The organism is Mesorhizobium erdmanii (assembly GCF_013170725.1).
Lineage (GTDB): Bacteria > Pseudomonadota > Alphaproteobacteria > Rhizobiales > Rhizobiaceae > Mesorhizobium > Mesorhizobium erdmanii.
Genome location: NZ_CP033361.1, coordinates 5295066 through 5311995 on the forward strand (window position 1 = coordinate 5295066; position 16930 = coordinate 5311995).

At 64.6% G+C, this 16930-nt stretch carries 14 protein-coding genes; 1 reads left to right on the forward strand and 13 read right to left on the reverse strand.

The features are described 5' to 3' along the window. The 11 genes from EB233_RS25765 to EB233_RS25820 all read right to left on the reverse strand — a co-directional run bounded on the left by EB233_RS25765 (position 1) and on the right by EB233_RS25820 (position 13719). The gene (locus tag EB233_RS25765) at positions 1-1527 is read right to left on the reverse strand and encodes a zinc-binding dehydrogenase (protein WP_081293913.1); all 1527 of its coding nucleotides are present in this window, start codon (positions 1525-1527) and stop codon (positions 1-3) included. Between the two features lie 9 nt (positions 1528-1536). Next, positions 1537-1974 carry an SRPBCC family protein gene (locus EB233_RS25775; protein WP_064987979.1) on the reverse strand — a complete coding sequence of 146 codons (438 nt, stop codon included), beginning with the start codon at positions 1972-1974 and terminating at the stop codon, positions 1537-1539. Between the two features lie 36 nt (positions 1975-2010). Continuing rightward, positions 2011-4200 carry a flotillin family protein gene (locus EB233_RS25780; RefSeq protein WP_064987978.1) on the reverse strand — a complete coding sequence of 730 codons (2190 nt, stop codon included), beginning with the start codon at positions 4198-4200 and terminating at the stop codon, positions 2011-2013. A gap of 83 nt (positions 4201-4283) precedes the next feature. Beyond that, positions 4284-6500 carry an ABC transporter permease gene (locus tag EB233_RS25785; RefSeq protein ID WP_064987977.1) on the reverse strand — a complete coding sequence of 739 codons (2217 nt, stop codon included), beginning with the start codon at positions 6498-6500 and terminating at the stop codon, positions 4284-4286. Continuing rightward, positions 6493-7278, reverse strand: coding sequence for an ABC transporter ATP-binding protein (locus EB233_RS25790; protein ID WP_064987976.1), 786 nt, complete (start codon positions 7276-7278; stop codon positions 6493-6495). The genes EB233_RS25785 and EB233_RS25790 overlap by 8 nt, the downstream gene beginning before the upstream one ends. A gap of 25 nt (positions 7279-7303) precedes the next feature. Further along, entirely contained in the window at positions 7304-8551 is a 1248-nt protein-coding gene (locus tag EB233_RS25795; RefSeq protein WP_064987975.1) for an ABC transporter substrate-binding protein, read from the reverse strand. 49 nt (positions 8552-8600) lie between these two features. Next, positions 8601-9629 (reverse strand): branched-chain amino acid ABC transporter permease, encoded by a 1029-nt coding sequence (locus tag EB233_RS25800; protein WP_064987974.1) that lies wholly within the window; start codon positions 9627-9629, stop codon positions 8601-8603. After that, the gene (locus EB233_RS25805) at positions 9626-10627 is read right to left on the reverse strand and encodes a branched-chain amino acid ABC transporter permease (protein WP_064987973.1); all 1002 of its coding nucleotides are present in this window, start codon (positions 10625-10627) and stop codon (positions 9626-9628) included. Before EB233_RS25805 ends, EB233_RS25800 begins: the two co-directional genes overlap by 4 nt. 41 nt (positions 10628-10668) lie before the next feature. Then, entirely contained in the window at positions 10669-12012 is a 1344-nt protein-coding gene (locus EB233_RS25810; protein WP_064987972.1) for a metal-dependent hydrolase family protein, read from the reverse strand. 52 nt (positions 12013-12064) lie between these two features. Next, complete coding sequence (locus EB233_RS25815) at positions 12065-12844, reverse strand: alpha/beta fold hydrolase (protein WP_064987971.1); 780 nt, start codon at positions 12842-12844, stop codon at positions 12065-12067. Further along, positions 12841-13719 (reverse strand): fumarylacetoacetate hydrolase family protein, encoded by an 879-nt coding sequence (locus tag EB233_RS25820; protein WP_064987970.1) that lies wholly within the window; start codon positions 13717-13719, stop codon positions 12841-12843. The genes EB233_RS25815 and EB233_RS25820 overlap by 4 nt, the downstream gene beginning before the upstream one ends. A gap of 223 nt (positions 13720-13942) precedes the next feature. On the opposite strand from EB233_RS25820, the gene EB233_RS25825 reads away from it, so the two are divergent. Continuing rightward, positions 13943-14614 (forward strand): FadR/GntR family transcriptional regulator, encoded by a 672-nt coding sequence (locus tag EB233_RS25825; protein WP_064988757.1) that lies wholly within the window; start codon positions 13943-13945, stop codon positions 14612-14614. Between the two features lie 22 nt (positions 14615-14636). Here the strand turns inward: EB233_RS25825 and pobA are convergent, their stop codons facing one another. Together pobA and EB233_RS25835 are read right to left on the reverse strand one after the other, a co-directional pair. Then, positions 14637-15809 (reverse strand): 4-hydroxybenzoate 3-monooxygenase, encoded by a 1173-nt coding sequence (gene pobA / locus EB233_RS25830; protein WP_064988756.1) that lies wholly within the window; start codon positions 15807-15809, stop codon positions 14637-14639. Positions 15810-15864: 55 nt separating this feature from the next. After that, positions 15865-16917, reverse strand: a complete 1053-nt coding sequence (locus EB233_RS25835) for a 3-carboxy-cis,cis-muconate cycloisomerase (protein WP_064987969.1) — start codon at positions 16915-16917, stop codon at positions 15865-15867. Between the last annotated feature and the right edge of the window lie 13 nt (positions 16918-16930).

Here is a 16930-nt window from a genome sequence, read left to right on the forward strand (position 1 = left end):
CTACGGCTTGGGCATCAGGACTAGCGCGCCCGTGGTGCGGCGCGATTCCAGATCGCGGTGCGCCTCGGCGGCGTTGGCGAGAGCGTAACGTGTTGGCGGCTCGAGCCTGACCACGCCCTGGCGAAGCGCCTGGAAAAACCTGGCGACATGGGTGCCGAGCTTGTCCGGGTTGTCGGTGTAGTGGGCATAATTGGGCCGCGAAATGGTCAGCGACTTCGACGCGAAGCGGCCGATATCCCAATTGCCGATCGGTCCTGAAGCCTGGCCGAAACTGACGAGATGGCCGCGCACGGCGAGCGCCGCGAGCGAGCCTGCGAATGTGTCATTGCCGACCGCGTCATAGACGACATCTGCGCCCCTGCCCCCGGTCAGCCGCATGACGGCCTCGGTAAAATCCTCGCGGGAATAGACGATGACATGGTGCGCGCCGAGACGCTCGACGATGCGCGCCTTGTCGTCGCTCGACACCGTCGCGATCACCGTCGCGCCGAGATGGCGCGCCCATTGCACCAGCAACTGGCCGATGCCGCCGGCCGCCGCATGGATGAGGACGATGACGCCCGGCCTCACAGCATGAACGTCATGCAGCAGGAAACTCGCGCTGACGCCTTTGAGCAGGCCGGCCGCGGCGATCTCATCCGCAATATCGTCCGAGAGATGCACCAGCAGTTCAGGTGCCATGTTGCGCCGCTCACTGTAAGCGCCGACCGGCGGACAAGCGTAGGCGACGCGGTCGCCGATTGAGAAACCCGATACCGCCGGACCAACCGCCTCGACGATGCCGGCCGCCTCCATGCCCGGCACGCCGGGCGGTTGCAGCAGGTCGAAGAAACCGGTGCGGCAGTAAACATCGATGAAATTGACGCCGATCACCGTGTGACGGATCCGCGCCTCGTTCTGTGCCGGCGGCGGCAGGGCGATGTCCTCGAGCCGCAATTCCTCCGGGCCGCCATAGCGCTCGACGACGATCGCGCGGGTCGTTGCGGCCTGGCCCGCACCGACGATCGACGCGACACGAGGGATGTCTATTGGCGGTGTCGGCACGACAATCGTCCGGGGTGGTCTCGTGTCAACCGGCGCATCCGCGTTTCGGCGCCTCAAAAGATTGCGCACCGCCGCGAAGCCGGCCTGATAGATGCCTTCGGTGACCAGCGTCACCAGTTCGTCGCGGCGATGCACCGGCGGGTTGAACTCGGAACGCCATTCCCAGAAAGTCGCGTTGCCGTCGGTCACCGGCTTCAACCGCAACGAGGCGACATAGCCCATCAGCGGCAGCGGTGCTTCGAGCAGGCAATAGCTCAGCCGTCGGTCCTTGTCGGACAGCGCCAGCAATTGCTCGCGCAACTCGCCGCCATCGTTCAGCTTGAAGTGGCGCACGCAGCCCACCGCATCGACCGGCTCGCCATCCTCGATCTCGCTGAAGGCGATCGCCGGATGCCAGCGGTCATGGCCGTTGAAGTCGCGCAGGATCGCCCAGACCTCGTCTACCGGTGCGTCGATGATCGTGCTTTGGCAAACCCTGACCATCGGCCGGCGTCAACGCCCGAACCGGTGTTTCAGCGCGGTCAGCGCGGTCTGGAACACGCTGTTGCCGATGTGATGCATCAGGGCGGCCTCGCGATCGGGCGCGCAGTCGAACTCCGCCTGCCATTCCGCGAGTGTCAGATTGCCGTCGGTGATGGGCGTCAACGACAGCGTGGCGACATAGTTCTCCACCGCCATCGGGCTTTCCAGGATGGCGTAGCTGCACGACAGGTCGTAATCGGACAAAGCCAGCAGCCTTTCGCGGATGCGGCCGCCGTCCTTCAGGGTGAAATTCCTGATGCAACCAATCTGGTCGGCCTGCGCGTTCTGCTCGATGCGGCTTTCGGCAACGAACGGCGCCCAGCCTGGCAGACCGTTGAAGTTGCGGACGAGCTTCCACACCTCCGCCGCCGGTGCCGATATGACCGAGGAGACATAGACCTTGGTCATTTAAGGCGACCCGCCAGCATCTGCGACCGCAATGCGTCAGTGGTCGCGGTCGTCATCGTCGTCCTTGGCGGCCTTGCCCTTACCCTTCTTGTCGCGGGTCAGGCTGGAAATGTCCTTGGCGTCGCGCAGCACGTCGGTCATGCGGCCGAGCGAACCGCCTTCGATGCCGATCTCCTTCATCAGATTGTCGATCATCGGCGCCTGCACCCGGTAGCGTAGCGCGGAATCGATGACCTCGTCGGTGACGTTGCGGTTGCCGCCGCCCGCGCCGCCATTGATGCCGTCGACATGCAGGATCTTGATGCCGTCGATCTTTTCCATCGGCTTGACGCTTTCACGGATGATGCCTTCCATATGGTCGAGCAGCTTGCCGCGCAGACGGCCGGCGCGTGCCTCGCTCGACAGCAGGTTCTCAGCCTCGTTGAGCTGCCGGTTGCCCGCGGCGTCGACTTCGTAGCGCTGGGCCGCGGCAAGGGCGTGGATCTTCTCCGCCTCCGCTGCGGCCACCGCGGCGATCTTCTGCGCTTCGGCCAGGCTTTTCGCCGCCTTCATCTCGGCATCGGCTGCCGAAGTGATGCGCAGTGCCTCGCGCTCGGCCTCGCGCTGCGCGCCGATCAGGTCGGTCAGCTTGCGGCGCTCGGCGATCTCGCGCTCGCGGGCGGTGAAGGCCTGTTCCTCGGCCTGGACGGCCTTGGCACGCACAGCTTCCGAAGCCGCGATCGCGGAGGAGCGCTCCTGCGTCTTCTTGGCGATGTCGATCGCCTTCTGAATCTCGGCGATCTCGATCTTCTGGTCGCGGTCGACACCCAATTGCCTGATGTCGCGGTCCTTGATCAGCCTTGCTTCCTCAATGCCGCGCTCGGTGGTGATGCGGGCACGCTCGACCTCCTCGCTGGCCGAAATCTCTGCCTCCTCGAAGGCCTGGCGCTTGGCGATCTGCAGCGCTTCGAGGTGACGCTCGCGTTCGATGCGGACGTCGTCGACGACGCGCTCCTGGGCGATGCGCGCCGTCTCGGTGGCCTGGTTCTCGACGATCTCGGCGCGGCGTTTTTCAGCCTCTGCCCGCGTCACTTCCAGCGCCTTTTCGGCGAGCGCGATCTGGCGCTCGAGCTCGGCGACCTCGAGCAGTTTCTTGCGTTCGATCTCCAATTTGCTTTGCGCGCCCTCACGCTCGATGCGGGCCTTCTCCAGTGACAGTTCAAGCGCGATCTGCTCGCGCTCGGTCAACTCGCGCATCTTCATCTCGGTCTCGTCCAGCGAACGGCGGCGCGCGATCTCGCGGCGCTGCGTGTCCTCCTCGCTCTTGATGCGCTCCTCGGTGATGTTACGCTCCTGGTTGAGCCGGGATTTCTCGACCGCTTCGCGCGACGAAAGCTGCGCCTGCTCGGATTCCTGGTCGCGCAGCGCGCGCTCAATGGCGAGCTCCGAGCGCTGCGCGGCGCGGCGGATCTCGACCTCGCGCTCCTGTTCGAGGCGGGCATATTCGCTGTCGCGATCGATCTCCAGCACCTTGCGCTGGGTGTCGAGATTCTGGTTGCGGATATCGACCAGCGTGCGCTGCTCGATCTCGTTGCGCATGCGGCGGCGGGTCTCGATCGATTCCGTCAATTGCGTCAGGCCTTCGGCGTCGAAGGCGTTGGACGGGTCGAAATATTCTAGGCTGGTCTGGTCGAGATCGACGATGGCGACGCTTTCGAGCTCAAGCCCGTTGGCTGCGAGCGACTCCTCGGCCAGCCGGCGCACCTTGGCGGCGTAGTCGCCGCGCAATTCGTGCATCTCTTCCAGCGTCATCTGGGCGGCGACGGTGCGCAGCGCGCCGGCAAACTTGCCTTCCAGCAATTCGCGCAGGCTGTCGGGCTGCAGCGTGCGGCGGCCGAGCGTCTGCGCGGCGGCTGCAACCAGTTCGCGGTGCGCGCCGACACGGACGAAGAACTCGGCGATCAGGTCGACGCGCATGCGGTTGCGGGTGATCAGCGCCAGCGCGTCCTCGCGGCGCACTTCGATGCGCAGGACGTTCATGTTGACCGGGGTGATCTCGTGCAGGACCGGGATGACGAAGGCGCCGCCATTGACCACCACCTTCTCGCCCATGAAGCCGGTGCGCACGAACGCCGTCTCCTTGGTCGAGCGGCGATAGAGCCAGCGCAAGATGTATACGGCGATCACCACGACGACCGCCGCAATGATCAGCCACAACAGGAAAGCGCCAAAGATCTGCGCGTCCATGAATTATCCTCCCCAAGACAATGCGGCCGGCGCGAGGCGACCGATTTCAAACATCCACCCGCACGGTGGCGAAGTCCAATTCTTCATGCCCGCCTCTGCAGCTTCGGCGTGATCGCGTTGAACGCGGCGATCGCCGCATCGACGAAGGGCGTGTCGTTGATGTTGGCCCGCACCCGCTCGACATGGCGCAAAGGCGTGCCGCGCACCGTCTTCTCGATCGCCTCGAACAGAGCGTTGTCGGCTTCCGGATCATGAAAGGGCTGACCCGGCGCGTCCAGCATCGAGACGCCGCCTTCCGGCAGCAGGAAGCGCACCGGGCCGTTCATGGCGTTGAGCCGCGCTCCGATCCATTCGCCGAAGGCGCGGTTCTCGTCGCGCGTGGTGCGCATCAGCGTGACGTTCGGGTTGTGGATGACGAATTTGCGGCCGCGGAATTTCTCCGGCACGCTGTCGCGCGGGCCGAAATTGACCATGTCGAGCGCGCCGGTCGAGCCGATATAGGGCAGACCCGTACGGATCGCGGCGCCGAAGCGATCCTGCGTCGCCGGGAAGACGCCGCCGACGATCATGTCGGCCACTTCCGTCGTGGTAAGATCGAGGACGGCCGACAGTAGCCGGGAATCGCCGAGATTTTCCATCGCCCGCCCGCCAATGCCGGTGGCATGGAAGACGAGGCAGTCATAGTCGGCTTCGAGGCGTTTCGTCACCGCCTGCACCAAGGGCGTGGTGACACCAAACATGGTGATGCCGACGGCCGGCCGCGCCAGCTTTCGCCTGGCTTCCCAGGCTTCGGCGTTGGGCAATTGCGCAACCATGCCGGCCATGGCGTGCGCGGCGTTGGAGAGCACCTGCTCGGTGATCGAGTTCAGCCCCTGCACATCGGCGACCGAATGGAACATCATAATGTCGGCGCCGCCGACATATTTGGCGACATCGCCGGCCGCCACCGTCGAGACCATCAGCTTCGGGATTCCAACCGGCAGCATGCGCATGCCTGACGTCGCCAGCGTCGTGCCGCCGGAACCGCCCGCCGAGATGACACCGCCGATGCGCGGCTCACGCTCGATCCAGCGTGCGAAAGCTTCCGCCATGGCGCTGACCGAACCGCCGCGATCATTTGTGAAGACGGCGGAGGATCCACGCGCGTGCATGCCGGCCACCTGCATGGCGGGCACGTCGGCGCTGGTCGGCTTTCCCGATGTCGACAGGTCGACGGTGCGGACAGGCAGACCAAGCGACTTCAGCCGGTCGGCAACGAAGCGCAATTCCTTGCCCTTGGTGTCGAAGGTGCCGACGACCAGCACGGTCCTGCCGATGCGTTCGGCAAAGGGGATGGCGAAGACCTTCTTCAGGTCGTCTTGCGGTGCCGTCTTATCGAGGGCCGCCTGCCGCAACTCGGTGACCGGCACGTTCCAGCGGTTGGGCAATTCGGTGACCGGGCGATAGACGCCGTTTTGCGGCATCGGCTCGGTCGAACCAGCGCCAGCCCGGTCGACGCGATAGACCTCCGCCAGCTGTTCCCTGGCCTGCGCCACTTCCGCCGGCGTGACCGGTGCTTCCTCGGCATGGCGGCCGACGCCGAGCAGCCGCTGCTGCAACTCACGGTCGGCGGCGAGCGCCTTGGCGTCCATCAGCCGGTTGATGCGGCCATTGACCATGATGGCGACATGGTTCGACACCGCGGTCGCCACACCGATATTCTGCTCGATGACCAGCACCGCCATCTCGCCTTCGGCGGCGAGGTCGACCAGCATCTTTTCGACCTGGTCGACGATGACTGGCGCGAGGCCTTCGGTCGGTTCATCCATGACCAGCAGTTTTGGATCGCTGAGCAGCGCGCGCGAAATCGCCAGCATCTGCTGTTCGCCGCCCGACAGCTGCGAGCCGCCATTGCCGCGGCGCTCGGCCAGGCGCGGAAAGGTCTGGTAGACACGCTCGACGGTCCAGCTGGCATCGCGCCTGGTGCCGGCAGCGAGACGCAGATGCTCGTCGACCGTCAGGCTCGGCCAGACACGGCGTCCCTGCGGCACATAGCCGACGCCGAGGCGATGAATTTCGTGCGGCTCCAGGGACGTGATCTCCCGGCCATCGACGCGGATCGAACCGGACTTCGCCCGCTTCAGGCCGACAATGGTGTTGCAGAGCGTCGACTTGCCCATGCCGTTGCGGCCGACCACTGACAGCACGCCGCTTTCCAGCGTCAGCGACACGCCCTGCAGCGCATGGCTTTCACCGTAGAAGACCTGCAGGTCTTCTATCCGCAGCATTGCCTTGGCGATCTTTCCGGGACGCTCAGCCATGCTTGCCCCCGAGATAGATCTCCTGGACCTCGGGATCGGCTTCGATCTCCTGTGGCGTGCCTTCCTTGAACAGGCGGCCATTGTGCATCATCGAGACATATTCAGAGACGCGCAACGCCACATCGAGATCATGCTCGATGATGATGTAACCGATATGCTTGGGCAGCGCGTTGAGAATAGCGACGAGGTCGTGGCGTTCGGTCGGCGACAGACCGGCCGCCGGCTCGTCGAACAGGATGAAGCGCGGCGCGCCGGCCAGCGCCAGCGCGATCTCCAGCTGGCGCTGCTGGCCATGGCTCAGCGTCGCCACCAGCGTGTCGCGATGGGCTTCGAGATGCACGGCGTTGAGGATCGATTCCGCCTGCACCATGTTGACGTCTGATGCCGCCGGCCGCAGCAGCGAGAACCGCCGGCGCGAGACACCACGGCAGGCGAGAAAGATCGAATCGAGGACCGACAGGCCCTTGAACAATTGCGAAATCTGATAAGTGCGTCGCAGACCGCGCCGGATGCGTTCGTGCGGCGGCAGGTCGGTGATGTCCTCGCCGAAGAAGCGGATGCGTCCCGCCGTCGGCAGGAAATCACCGGTCACCGCGTTGAACAAGGTGGTCTTGCCGGCGCCGTTGGAGCCGAGGACCGCGCGCCGTTCGCCGGCCGCGATCCTCATGTTGATGCCCGAGAGCGCCACCAGCGCCCCGAAATGCCGCGCCACGCCATCGAGCTCCAGCGCATAGGCGCCGGTGCTCTGGAGACGGTTTGCTGCGAGGCTTTCGGTCACTGGCGGCTACTTCAAACGTCCGGTGTTACGGGCAGCTCGGATTATCGCGGTTGACCGCGCCGAGCTTCATGAACTCGTCCTCGGGAATGCCGAGCGTCTGATTGACCTGCGGCACGACCTTGACCAGCTTGTTGAGGAGATTGCCGTCGGCGCCTTCGGTGACCTCGGTCAGGAAGATGTCGGCGATGGCGTTGCGGTTCTTGTCGAGCGACACCTTGCCGGTCGGCGTGTCGAAGGACAGATTCGACAGTGCGTCGCGCAGCTTCTTGCCGCCGTCGGAGACATCGCCGCCGACCTTGTCGAGGCCAAGCAGCGTCGCCTTCATGTCGACATAATAGCCGTGCGCGAAAAGCGAGGGCGACGGGAAGGCGCCCGGCTGCTTCTTGTAGGCTTCGACGAAGGCCTTCCAGGCCGGCGCGTCATTGGTGTCGGCGGTCGGGCCAGCGGATGGCGTGCCCTTCAGCACATCCTTCAACTTGCCTTTCGAGGTCAGCACCGTCTGGTCGACGGTGATCGAGCCGCCGATCAGCGGCGCGGTGCCGCCGCCCTGCTGGTACTGGGTCAGGAAGTTGACGGCATCGGCGCCGCCGAGCGCGACGTAGATCGCATCGACATCTTCAGGGATGGCGGCGATGACCGACGAGAAATCCTTGTTGCCGATCGGCACCCAGGATTTCGACGGCACGTGGCCGCCGGCCTTGCAGAACTCTGCCATGAAGCCGAACACCTGCGTGTAGGGGAAGGAATAATCCTCGGCGACGGTGGCGACCTTCTTGTAGCCCTTGTCCTTGAAGGCATAGGTGCCGAGACCGGCCATCCACTGTGCGCCGTCGGTGGAGAAGCGGAAGAAATTCTCCGCCGGATTGCGCAGCGTGGTGTCCTGCGCGGCCGAGGTGCCGTTGATGAAGGTTACATCAGGCTGCGTCTTGGCGTAGTCCTTGACGGCGATGCCCTCGTCACCCGACAGCGGGCCGACCAGCACCTTGACGCCATCCTGCTCGACCAGCTTGCGCGCCGCGCGCACAGCACTGTCGGGCGAGGCGTCGGACGAGCCCTTGACGATCTCGATCTTCTTGCCGGCGACCGTGCCGTTCATCTCGGCAACCGCGGTCATGGCGCCGCGCTCGCCGTCTTCGCCGAGCACCGTGAACGGTCCCTCGAAGGTGGCGAGCAGGCCGATCTTGATGGTGTCGTCGGCAGCCAGCGCCATCGAAGGCGCGGTCAGCCCGGTGAACACCGCGAGCGCCAGTAATGTCCGTCTATGCATCCTCATGGTTTTTCCTCCCGTTGATTCGTTTGCAGTGGTTCATTCCGCCCGACCGTCAAGGGCCGGGACGCAAGGACTCCTGGGCAAGATGTGGCTTGATCCTCCCCCACAACCCAAGAATTCCATCCGGTGAGACGAAGACGATCACCAGGAACACCATGCCGATCAGCGTGTTGAAACGCTCGGCGCCGACGATGTCGATGGCGAAGGTCTGCATCAGGACGACGACGACCGCGCCGAGGAACGGCCCGATCGGATGGCGCAGGCCGCCGATGACGGCAATGATCAGCACGTCGATCGCGGCGTCGACGCCGATGGTGCCGGGCGAGACGCGGCCGTTGAACCAGACCAGCAGCACGCCCGCCAGTCCGGCGATGACCCCGGCCAGCAACCAGGCGAAGACCTTGTGCGCGGTGACGTGATAGCCGAGCGCACGCATGCGGCGCGGATTGTCGCGGATCGCCTGCAAGGTCATGCCGAAGGTCGAGCGCGAGCCGTAGAGCACGGCGGCGTAGGACAGCACGGCGAGGCCAAGGCAGAGATAGTAGAAAGGCCTGGCATCACGCCAGCCGATGCCCCAGAAGACCGGCGCGCGGATGCCGGCATAGCCGGAATGGCCGTTGAAGATGGCGTAGTTCTGCTGGGCGAAATAGTAGGTCGCGGTGGCGATCGCCAGCGTGATCATGATGGTGTAGATGCCCTCGGTACGCACCGAAATCCAGCCGATCAGCGCCGAGGCCAGCGCCGCGGCAAGAACGGCGAACGGCACCGCGAGCCACCACGGCCAGCCGAAGCCGAGAATGTTGGAATTGTTGTTGCCGAGGATGGCGATGGCATAGGCTGATACGCCGGCGACGGTGATCTGCGCCAGGCTGACCATGCCGCCATAACCGGCGAGCAGCATTAGCGACAGGCCGAGCATGCCGAAGATCAGGGAATAGCCGCCGATCTGCGTCAGGAAGAAGTCCGACGCCACCAGCGGATAGAGCACCAGGGCAACGCCGAGGATGATGTGGCCGGCGCCAAGCTTCTCCAGCCAGTTCTGGCGCTGCGTTGTGCTCGTGGTGGCGATGGCCAGGCTCATCGTGCCTTCCCCATGATGCCTTGCGGCCTGACCGCCAGCGTCACCACCATGATGACGAAGGTCAGCACGATGCCATAGGTCGGGAAATAGACGAGGCCGATCTGTTCGGCGAGGCCGATGAGCAGCGCGCCTATGGCGGCGCCCGTGATCGAGCCCATGCCGCCGACGATGACGACGACCAGCGAAGCCAGGAGGTAACGGACATCCTCGCCCGGCGCGACGGACAGCGCCGAGCCACCGACAACACCGGCAAAGCCGGCCAATCCGGCGCCGACGGCAAAGACGATGGCGAACACCGCATGCACGTTGACGCCCGAGGCCTGCAGCATGGCGCGGTCGTCGACACCGGCGCGGATCATCATGCCGACCCGGGTTTTGTGCAGCATCAGCCAGAGGCCGACGCCAATGACGATCGCCGCCGCCAAAACGACGACGCGGTAGAGCGGATAGGTGAGGAAGACCGAGGCGCCGTTTGAGCGCACCGCCGTTATGACGGGCAAGGTCAAGGCGCCGTCGAGCCATTCGGGCGTGGTGATCTGGTACGTGCCGCCGGCCCACACCGCCAGCATCAAATCGGCGGCGACGATCGAGATGCCGATCGAGACCAGGGTCTGGCGCAGATCGTCGCCTTCCAGCCGACGGAAAACGAAGACCTGCATGATCACGCCGACCATGGCGAGCACGACAAAACCGGCGGCGACGCCGAGTAGCCAATATCCGGTGCGGTTGGTGACCTCGTAGCCGATATAGGCGCCGAGCAGATAGAGCGAGCCATGCGCCAGATTGACGTTGCGCATCAGGCCGAAGATCAGCGTGAAGCCCGAGGCGACGAGGAAATACAGGCCGGCCAGCGTGACGCCGTTGAGAATGGCGCTGACGAAGGCCTTCTTGGAAATCAGGACCGCGTTCAGCCAATCCGGCCAGACCGCGAAGACCAGCCACGCGATAACAGCCGCGGCAAGCAGGCCGACAACGCCCCAGGGCTGCCGGGGCGTCATGCCGCCGCTCGAGAGCGACTGAGATGGCCGGTCGAGCAGCCTCATGCCGTCAGCCGCCGGCGCTGCTCGTTCATGCGCGGCGCCTTGTGGAACTTGCCGTCCTTCATGATGGCAAGGATGCGGTTCTTGTCCTGCAGGATGCGCACATCGGCGATCGGGTCGCCATCGATCAACAGCATGTCGGCGAGGTAGCCTTCCTTGATCAAGCCGAGCTCGTCCCCCATGTTCATGATCTGGCCGCCATATTTGGTGCCGGCCTGGATGGCCTCCATCGGCGAGAAGCCGAGCATCTCGACGAAGGTCTGGATGTCCTTGGCATTGGTGCCTTGCGGCGTCCAGGCAAAGCCGTAGTCGCCGCCGATCAAGACGCGGATGCCGCGCCGGTGCATCTTCTTCATCGTATCGATGCACATTTCGAGTTCGCGCTCATATTCGAGCGACAGCGGCGAGCCCGGCTTGATGCCCCATTGCTCGGCATGGCGCGCGGTGTTGATCAGCCAGGCGATGCCGGGCGCGACGAAGTGCTTGTCCTTGACCGCCTCGAGCATGTCGAGCGCTTCCTCGTCGGCGAAGGAGGCATGGTAGATGTTCTGGATGCCGTGGCGGATGCACTGTTTGACTGAGCCGGACGAGCGCGCATGCGCCGACAGCACCTTGTTGCGGCAGCGCGCCTCGGAGGCGGCCATGGCGACCTCCTCTTCCGACATCGGCGTCTCCTCAGCGCCCATGCCGGTGATGCTTTCGCCGGACAAGTTGAGCTTGATGGAATCGACGCCGTATTTGATCAGCTGGCGCACCGTGCGGCGGATTTCCTCAGGCCCGGAAACGACGATGCCGAGATTGAGGCCTTCATGCGGAATGTGGGACGGCGAGGAGTCGCCGAGGCCGCCGACCGTGGTGATCTCCGGCCCCGCTGCGAGATAGCGCGGCCCGGGGAAACGGCCCTGATTGATGAATTTCTTGGCGACGACATCGAGGCGCGGCTTGGCGGCGGCCGCACCCCGGCCGGCGGTGAAGCCGGCGTCGAGCACCAGCTTGGCCATTTCCATGGTGACCAGCATATGCTCCTCGATTTCCATCATCTGGATCGGGTCGATGCCGGGCGCGTTGTTCCAGGACAGGTGCAGGTGGGCGTCGATCATGCCGGGCATCAGCGTCGCGCCCATGCCGTCTATCACCGTGGCACCCCCTGAAGCGCCACCGCTGTAGGAGGAGGACGACGAGGACGAGCCGTAGCGCGACGAGCCCTTGGTGATCTGCTTGATGCGGTTGCCCTGCACCAGCACCTCGCCGGTGTAGGGATATTCACCGGTCGCGTCGAGGACGCGCACATTGGTGAACAGCGTGCTGCCCGAACCGTTGCCGTTCCAGCTGTCTTCTGCCATCACAAGCCTCCCAACTTGCCGAGCGCATAGTCTTACGCCCGATCGAAAATTCTCACCTATCAACCCGTCTCAAAAAATCGGCCAGCTTCTGGCTGCTGTCACGCGGGCTTTCCACCGTGGCCCAGTGCCCGCACCGATCCAGCGACGCGAATACGGCGCCCTTGATCTTGTCGGCAAGCGCCTGGGCGACCCCTTGCGGGTTGACCGTGTCGGCATCGCCGGTGACCAGCAAAGTCGGCGCCGAGATGCGGCGCGCGTCGACGGCGGTCGCCTTGGCCAGCGCCTCGCAAGTGCGAGCATAGGATTCCGGATCCTGCCGGGTGATCGATTCTCGCACGAAGGCGACGGCCGCCGGCGAGGTTTCCCGGGTGTGCGCCGAAATCGCGTTGGCGACGATCTGGTCGGCGATGTCGGCCATGCCGCCGGAACGCGCCAGCCGTGCCCGGTTGGCGAGCCCTTGCCTGGTCGCTTCGGCCGGCTCCGCCAGTGCGCCGAACAGTGTCAGCGATCTGACCAGCGAGGGCTGCGTCGCGGCGATCTGCTGGCAGACGATGGTGCCCATCGAATGGCCGACGAAATGCGCTGAGGAAACGCCCATGCCCGCCATGGCGCGGATCACGGCCTCGCTCATCCCTTCGATGGCCAGCGGTTCGATCGGGCGCGGCGAGCGGCCGGAGCCCGGCAGGTCGAGCCGGATGACGCGATAGCCGGAAAGTGCCGTCATCTGCGGCTGGAACATGTTCGACGTTCCGCCGAGGCCGTGGATCATCACCACGGCAGGACCCTCGCCGACGACTTCGGCAACCACTTGGCCAACCGTCACCGTGGTCATTGCGCATGCTCCGCGAAAGGGTTTTCCAACGTGCCGATGCCATCGATCTCGATACGCACGACGTCGCCGGCCTTGAGGTATTTTGGCGGATCGAAACCGATGCCGACCCCGACCGGCGTGCCGGTGGCGATGATGTCGCCGGGCTTCAGCGTGATGCCTTGCGACAGCGTCGCGATGATGGTCGGGATGTCGAAGATCAGCAGCGAGATGCTAGAGTCCTGGCGCAGATCCTCGTTGACGAAACACCTGATACCGGCGGTCGCCAGATCGAGTTCATCCCTGGTCACCGCCCATGGCCCCATCGGGCAGAACGTGTCCTGCGATTTGCCGATCAGCCACTGGCTGTACTTGCCCTGCAGGTCGCGCGCGGTGACGTCGTTGACGATGGTGTAGCCCCAGACGTGATCGAGCGCGTTTTCCCTGGAAATGCCGCGCCCGCCCTTGCCGATGATGACGGCGAGTTCCGCCTCGTAGTCGACGGCCGTCGAGACGGAGGGATCGATCAGCACGCTGGCATGGTTGGCGACCACCGATTCCGGCACCTTCGAGAAGATGATCGGATGCTTGGGGATAGCGCCGGCGCCGGCGCTCGAATCGAAACCGCTGCGGGCGAACTCATGCGCGTGCTCGTGATAGTTCTTGCCGACGCAGAAAATGTTGCGGCGCGGCCGCGGAATCGGCGCTTCGATCTCGACCTGCGCGAGCGGAATCGGCGAGAGCGTGCGCGGCAGCCCGGTGCCGTTACGCTCGATCAGCGCCAGAATGCCTGATTTGGCCTGGTCGACGGAGAAATCGAAGGGAGCAATGGTCTGGGCATCGAGATCGACAAGACCCACGCGACGTTCGCCGGCGATCGAAAAAGTCGCGACCCGCATTTCCTTCCTCCCTGAACCAATATTGAGCCAATTATTCGCTCTTTTGTTACACGCTATCGCTGATTGGTTTAGCCTGCAAGAGGATTCTGGCCTGGTCATACCAAAAGGATTTTGGTGGCTATCCCCACGGTCTAAAGGGATGTCGACGGGGACCATGTGATGGACGGAGATGGCTGGAACTGCTATCAATGGTTCAGTATCGGATCAGATAAAGGTGCCGGACATGCCAAAGCTCGTCGCCAGCGATATCGCCACCGCACTGAAGAAACGCATTTCTTCCGGCGAATGGATCGAGAACGGCCGCATGCCGCCGGAGCGCGATCTGGCGAGTGAATTCGGCGTGGCGCGCAACACGGTGCGGCGCGCCGTCTCCTTTCTTGAGGATGACGGTACCGTGGTGCGGCATGTCGGGCGCGGCACGTTTCTGACCGCCGCCAATCCGACCTCGATGGCGGCGGTTGTCGGCCGGATGGAAGGCACCAGCCCGGCCGACATGATGGAGATCAGGCAGTTGCTGGAGCCGGCGGCGGCGGCCTTCGCCGCCACCAATGCGAGCGCCATGGAGCTCAACGCGGTGCGCGAGGCGCACAAGATCGCGTCGGAATCACAGGACATGCCGACCTTCGAGCACTGGGATGCGGAGTTCCACCACCGCATCTTTGCCTGCTCACGCAACGACTTCCTCAAGGAGATCCACAATCTGATGCGCATCCTGCGCAATCAGGCGCCATGGTTCGAAATGAAGAAGCGCTCCTTTTCAGAGGAGCGCCGCGCTATCTATTGCAACGAGCACCAGGCTGTTCTCGACGCGCTGCTGCGCCGTGACCCAGAAAGCGCCAGCCAGGCCATGCTGGCGCATCTCAGAACCGTCGAGCGCAATCTCTTGGGGCGGTAGCGGCTCGATTGTTGGGCGCCGGTCAGTAAGGCAGTCCGACATAGTTTTCGGCGAGCGCGGTCGATGCGGCGCATGAGTGCACGAGGTAGTCGAGCTCGGCTTCCTGGATGCGCTGGCCGAAGTCTCCGGTGTCGGGAAAGCGGTGCAGCATGGTCGTCATCCACCAGGAAAAACGCACGGCCTTCCACACCCGCGCCAGCGCCTTTTGCGAATAGGCTTCGATGCCGGCTTCGGACTTTTCTGTGTAGAAGTCGCGCAACCCGGCAAAGAGATAGCGTACATCGCTGGCGGCGAGGTTGAGGCCCTTGGCGCCGGTCGGCGGCACGATGTGGGCGGCGTCACCGACCAGGAACAGCCGGCCGAAACGCATAGGTTCAGCAACGAAGGAGCGCAGCGGCGCGATCGACTTTTCAAAAGAAGGCCCGATGGTGACGCTTGCCGCCGTCGGTTCCGGCAAACGGCGGCGCAACTCGTCCCAGAAGCGGTCGTCAGACCAGGCCTCCACGCGATCATCCTGCGGGCACTGGACATAGTAGCGGCTGCGGTGCGTCGAGCGCATCGAGCACAGGGCAAAACCCCGCTCGTGATTGGCATAGACCAGTTCGTGATCGGCCGGCGGCACTTCGGCCAGCACGCCGAGCCAGCCGAACGGATACTGCCGCTCGAAGGTCTTCAGGGCACGCTCCGGCACCGATTTGCGGCTGACGCCGTGATAACCATCACAGCCGGCGATGAAGTCGCAGTCGATTCGATGGGAGACGCCGTCCTTGGCATAGGTGACAAAAGGCGCGTCGCCATCGAAATCGTGCAGCGCGACATCAGACGCCTCGTAGACGGTGACGAGCCCGGCCGCCTCGCGCTTGTCCATCAGATCATGCGTCACTTCGGTCTGGCCATAGACAGTGACATGCTTGCCGTCGGTCAGCGCGGAAAGGTCGATCCGGTGCAGGCGCCCGTCGAAGGCGAGCGAGATGCCGGAATGCGGCAAGCCTTCCGCATGCAGCCTTGCGGCGCTACCTGCCTCTTCCAGCAATTCGACGGTGCCTTGCTCCAGAACCCCTGCCCGCACGCGGCCAAGCACGTGCTCGCGGCTCGAGCGTTCGAGGATGACCGTCTCGACGCCGATGCCGGCCAGAAGCTGGCCGAGCAGCAAGCCGGACGGTCCGGAGCCGACAATAACGATCTGGGTACGCATATTCTTGTGCATGTCGTTACTCCCAAAACCGCTGCGCACTTTTGGACGACATACACTAGTGCCCGAGGCTTTCGATCTGTGCAGTGAGTTCGGCGGCGAGGCGCAACGACGTGGCAGTGGCGACAGCCATTTGCGGCAGCAGCAGCCATTCCAGCGCCCACGCCGCGCCGGAGCGCTCCTGCTCATGCACCAGGGCCTGATGCATGCCGGCAAGCTGCGTGGCGTTGAAGCGGGCCAGCGCCACCAGCGCCTCGGCCTTCACCGGGTTCTGCTTGTGCGGCATCGCCGATGAGCCGCCGCCGCCGGAGAGCGCAATGTCGGCACCGCCTTGCGCCATCAGCGCGATGTCCTGGCCGAACTTGCCGAGACTGCCGGTCAGCAGCGACAGCCAGCCAGCGAAATCGACGAGCGCATCACGTTGGCTATGCCATTGCGGCGCATCGGCAAGGCCGAGTTTCGGGGCAAGCGCGGCGCGTACCGCCGGGCCCTTGTCGCCAAGCTTTTCCAGCGTGCCGGCGGCACCGCCGAACTGCACCACCAGCAGGCGCCTCACCTGCTCCGACAGTCTTTGCTGATGCCGTTGCAGCGGTGCCCGCCATGCCGTCACGCGATCCGCCACCCGGACTGGAATTGCCGGCTGCATGCGCGTCATGCCGGTCAGCGCCCTGTCCCCAAAGCGGTCCTCCAGCGAGGCGAGCCGTATGATGGTCTCGGTCAGCAGCAGGCCGAGGTGCTCGACGAGGGATTTCAGCCGAAGCATCAGGCTCGTGTCGATGACGTCCTGGCTGGTGGCGCCGAAATGCACTTGCTGGCCATGCGGTTCGCCTACCGCCACCCTGATCTGGCGCACCAGTTCCGGAACCATGACGCCGTCTTTGGCGACGCCTGCCCGCAGCAAAGCGGTATCCGGCCGGAACGAGGCCAATGCCGTTACGATCGCAGCCTTCGCGTCCGCGGTGACAAGGCCGCACTCGGCCTCGGCTTCTGCCAGCGCCCGCTCGAACGCCAGCGCCGCCTCGATCTCCGCCTCGACGGAAAAATGCCTCGATGCCTCCTCGTCACCAAGGAGAGCGGACAGCAGCGGATGGTCGAAGGGCGATACGGTCATGGCTCTGATCTCC

What these genes read in the sequence shown, in the direction of transcription:
- EB233_RS25810 (WP_064987972.1), bottom strand. Translation starts at nt 12,012, where the DNA reads ATGGCAGAAGACAGCTGGAACGGCAACGGTTCGGGCAGCACGCTGTTC.
- EB233_RS25775 (WP_064987979.1), bottom strand. Translation starts at nt 1,974, where the DNA reads ATGACCAAGGTCTATGTCTCCTCGGTCATATCGGCACCGGCGGCGGAG.
- EB233_RS25780 (WP_064987978.1), bottom strand. Translation starts at nt 4,200, where the DNA reads ATGGACGCGCAGATCTTTGGCGCTTTCCTGTTGTGGCTGATCATTGCG.
- EB233_RS25805 (WP_064987973.1), bottom strand. Translation starts at nt 10,627, where the DNA reads ATGACGCCCCGGCAGCCCTGGGGCGTTGTCGGCCTGCTTGCCGCGGCT.
- EB233_RS25800 (WP_064987974.1), bottom strand. Translation starts at nt 9,629, where the DNA reads ATGAGCCTGGCCATCGCCACCACGAGCACAACGCAGCGCCAGAACTGG.
- EB233_RS25765 (WP_081293913.1), bottom strand. Translation starts at nt 1,527, where the DNA reads ATGGTCAGGGTTTGCCAAAGCACGATCATCGACGCACCGGTAGACGAG.
- EB233_RS25820 (WP_064987970.1), bottom strand. Translation starts at nt 13,719, where the DNA reads ATGCGGGTCGCGACTTTTTCGATCGCCGGCGAACGTCGCGTGGGTCTT.
- EB233_RS25795 (WP_064987975.1), bottom strand. Translation starts at nt 8,551, where the DNA reads ATGAGGATGCATAGACGGACATTACTGGCGCTCGCGGTGTTCACCGGG.
- EB233_RS25835 (WP_064987969.1), bottom strand. Translation starts at nt 16,917, where the DNA reads ATGACCGTATCGCCCTTCGACCATCCGCTGCTGTCCGCTCTCCTTGGT.
- EB233_RS25815 (WP_064987971.1), bottom strand. Translation starts at nt 12,844, where the DNA reads ATGACCACGGTGACGGTTGGCCAAGTGGTTGCCGAAGTCGTCGGCGAG.
- EB233_RS25825 (WP_064988757.1), top strand. Translation starts at nt 13,943, where the DNA reads ATGCCAAAGCTCGTCGCCAGCGATATCGCCACCGCACTGAAGAAACGC.
- pobA (WP_064988756.1), bottom strand. Translation starts at nt 15,809, where the DNA reads ATGCGTACCCAGATCGTTATTGTCGGCTCCGGACCGTCCGGCTTGCTG.
- EB233_RS25785 (WP_064987977.1), bottom strand. Translation starts at nt 6,500, where the DNA reads ATGGCTGAGCGTCCCGGAAAGATCGCCAAGGCAATGCTGCGGATAGAA.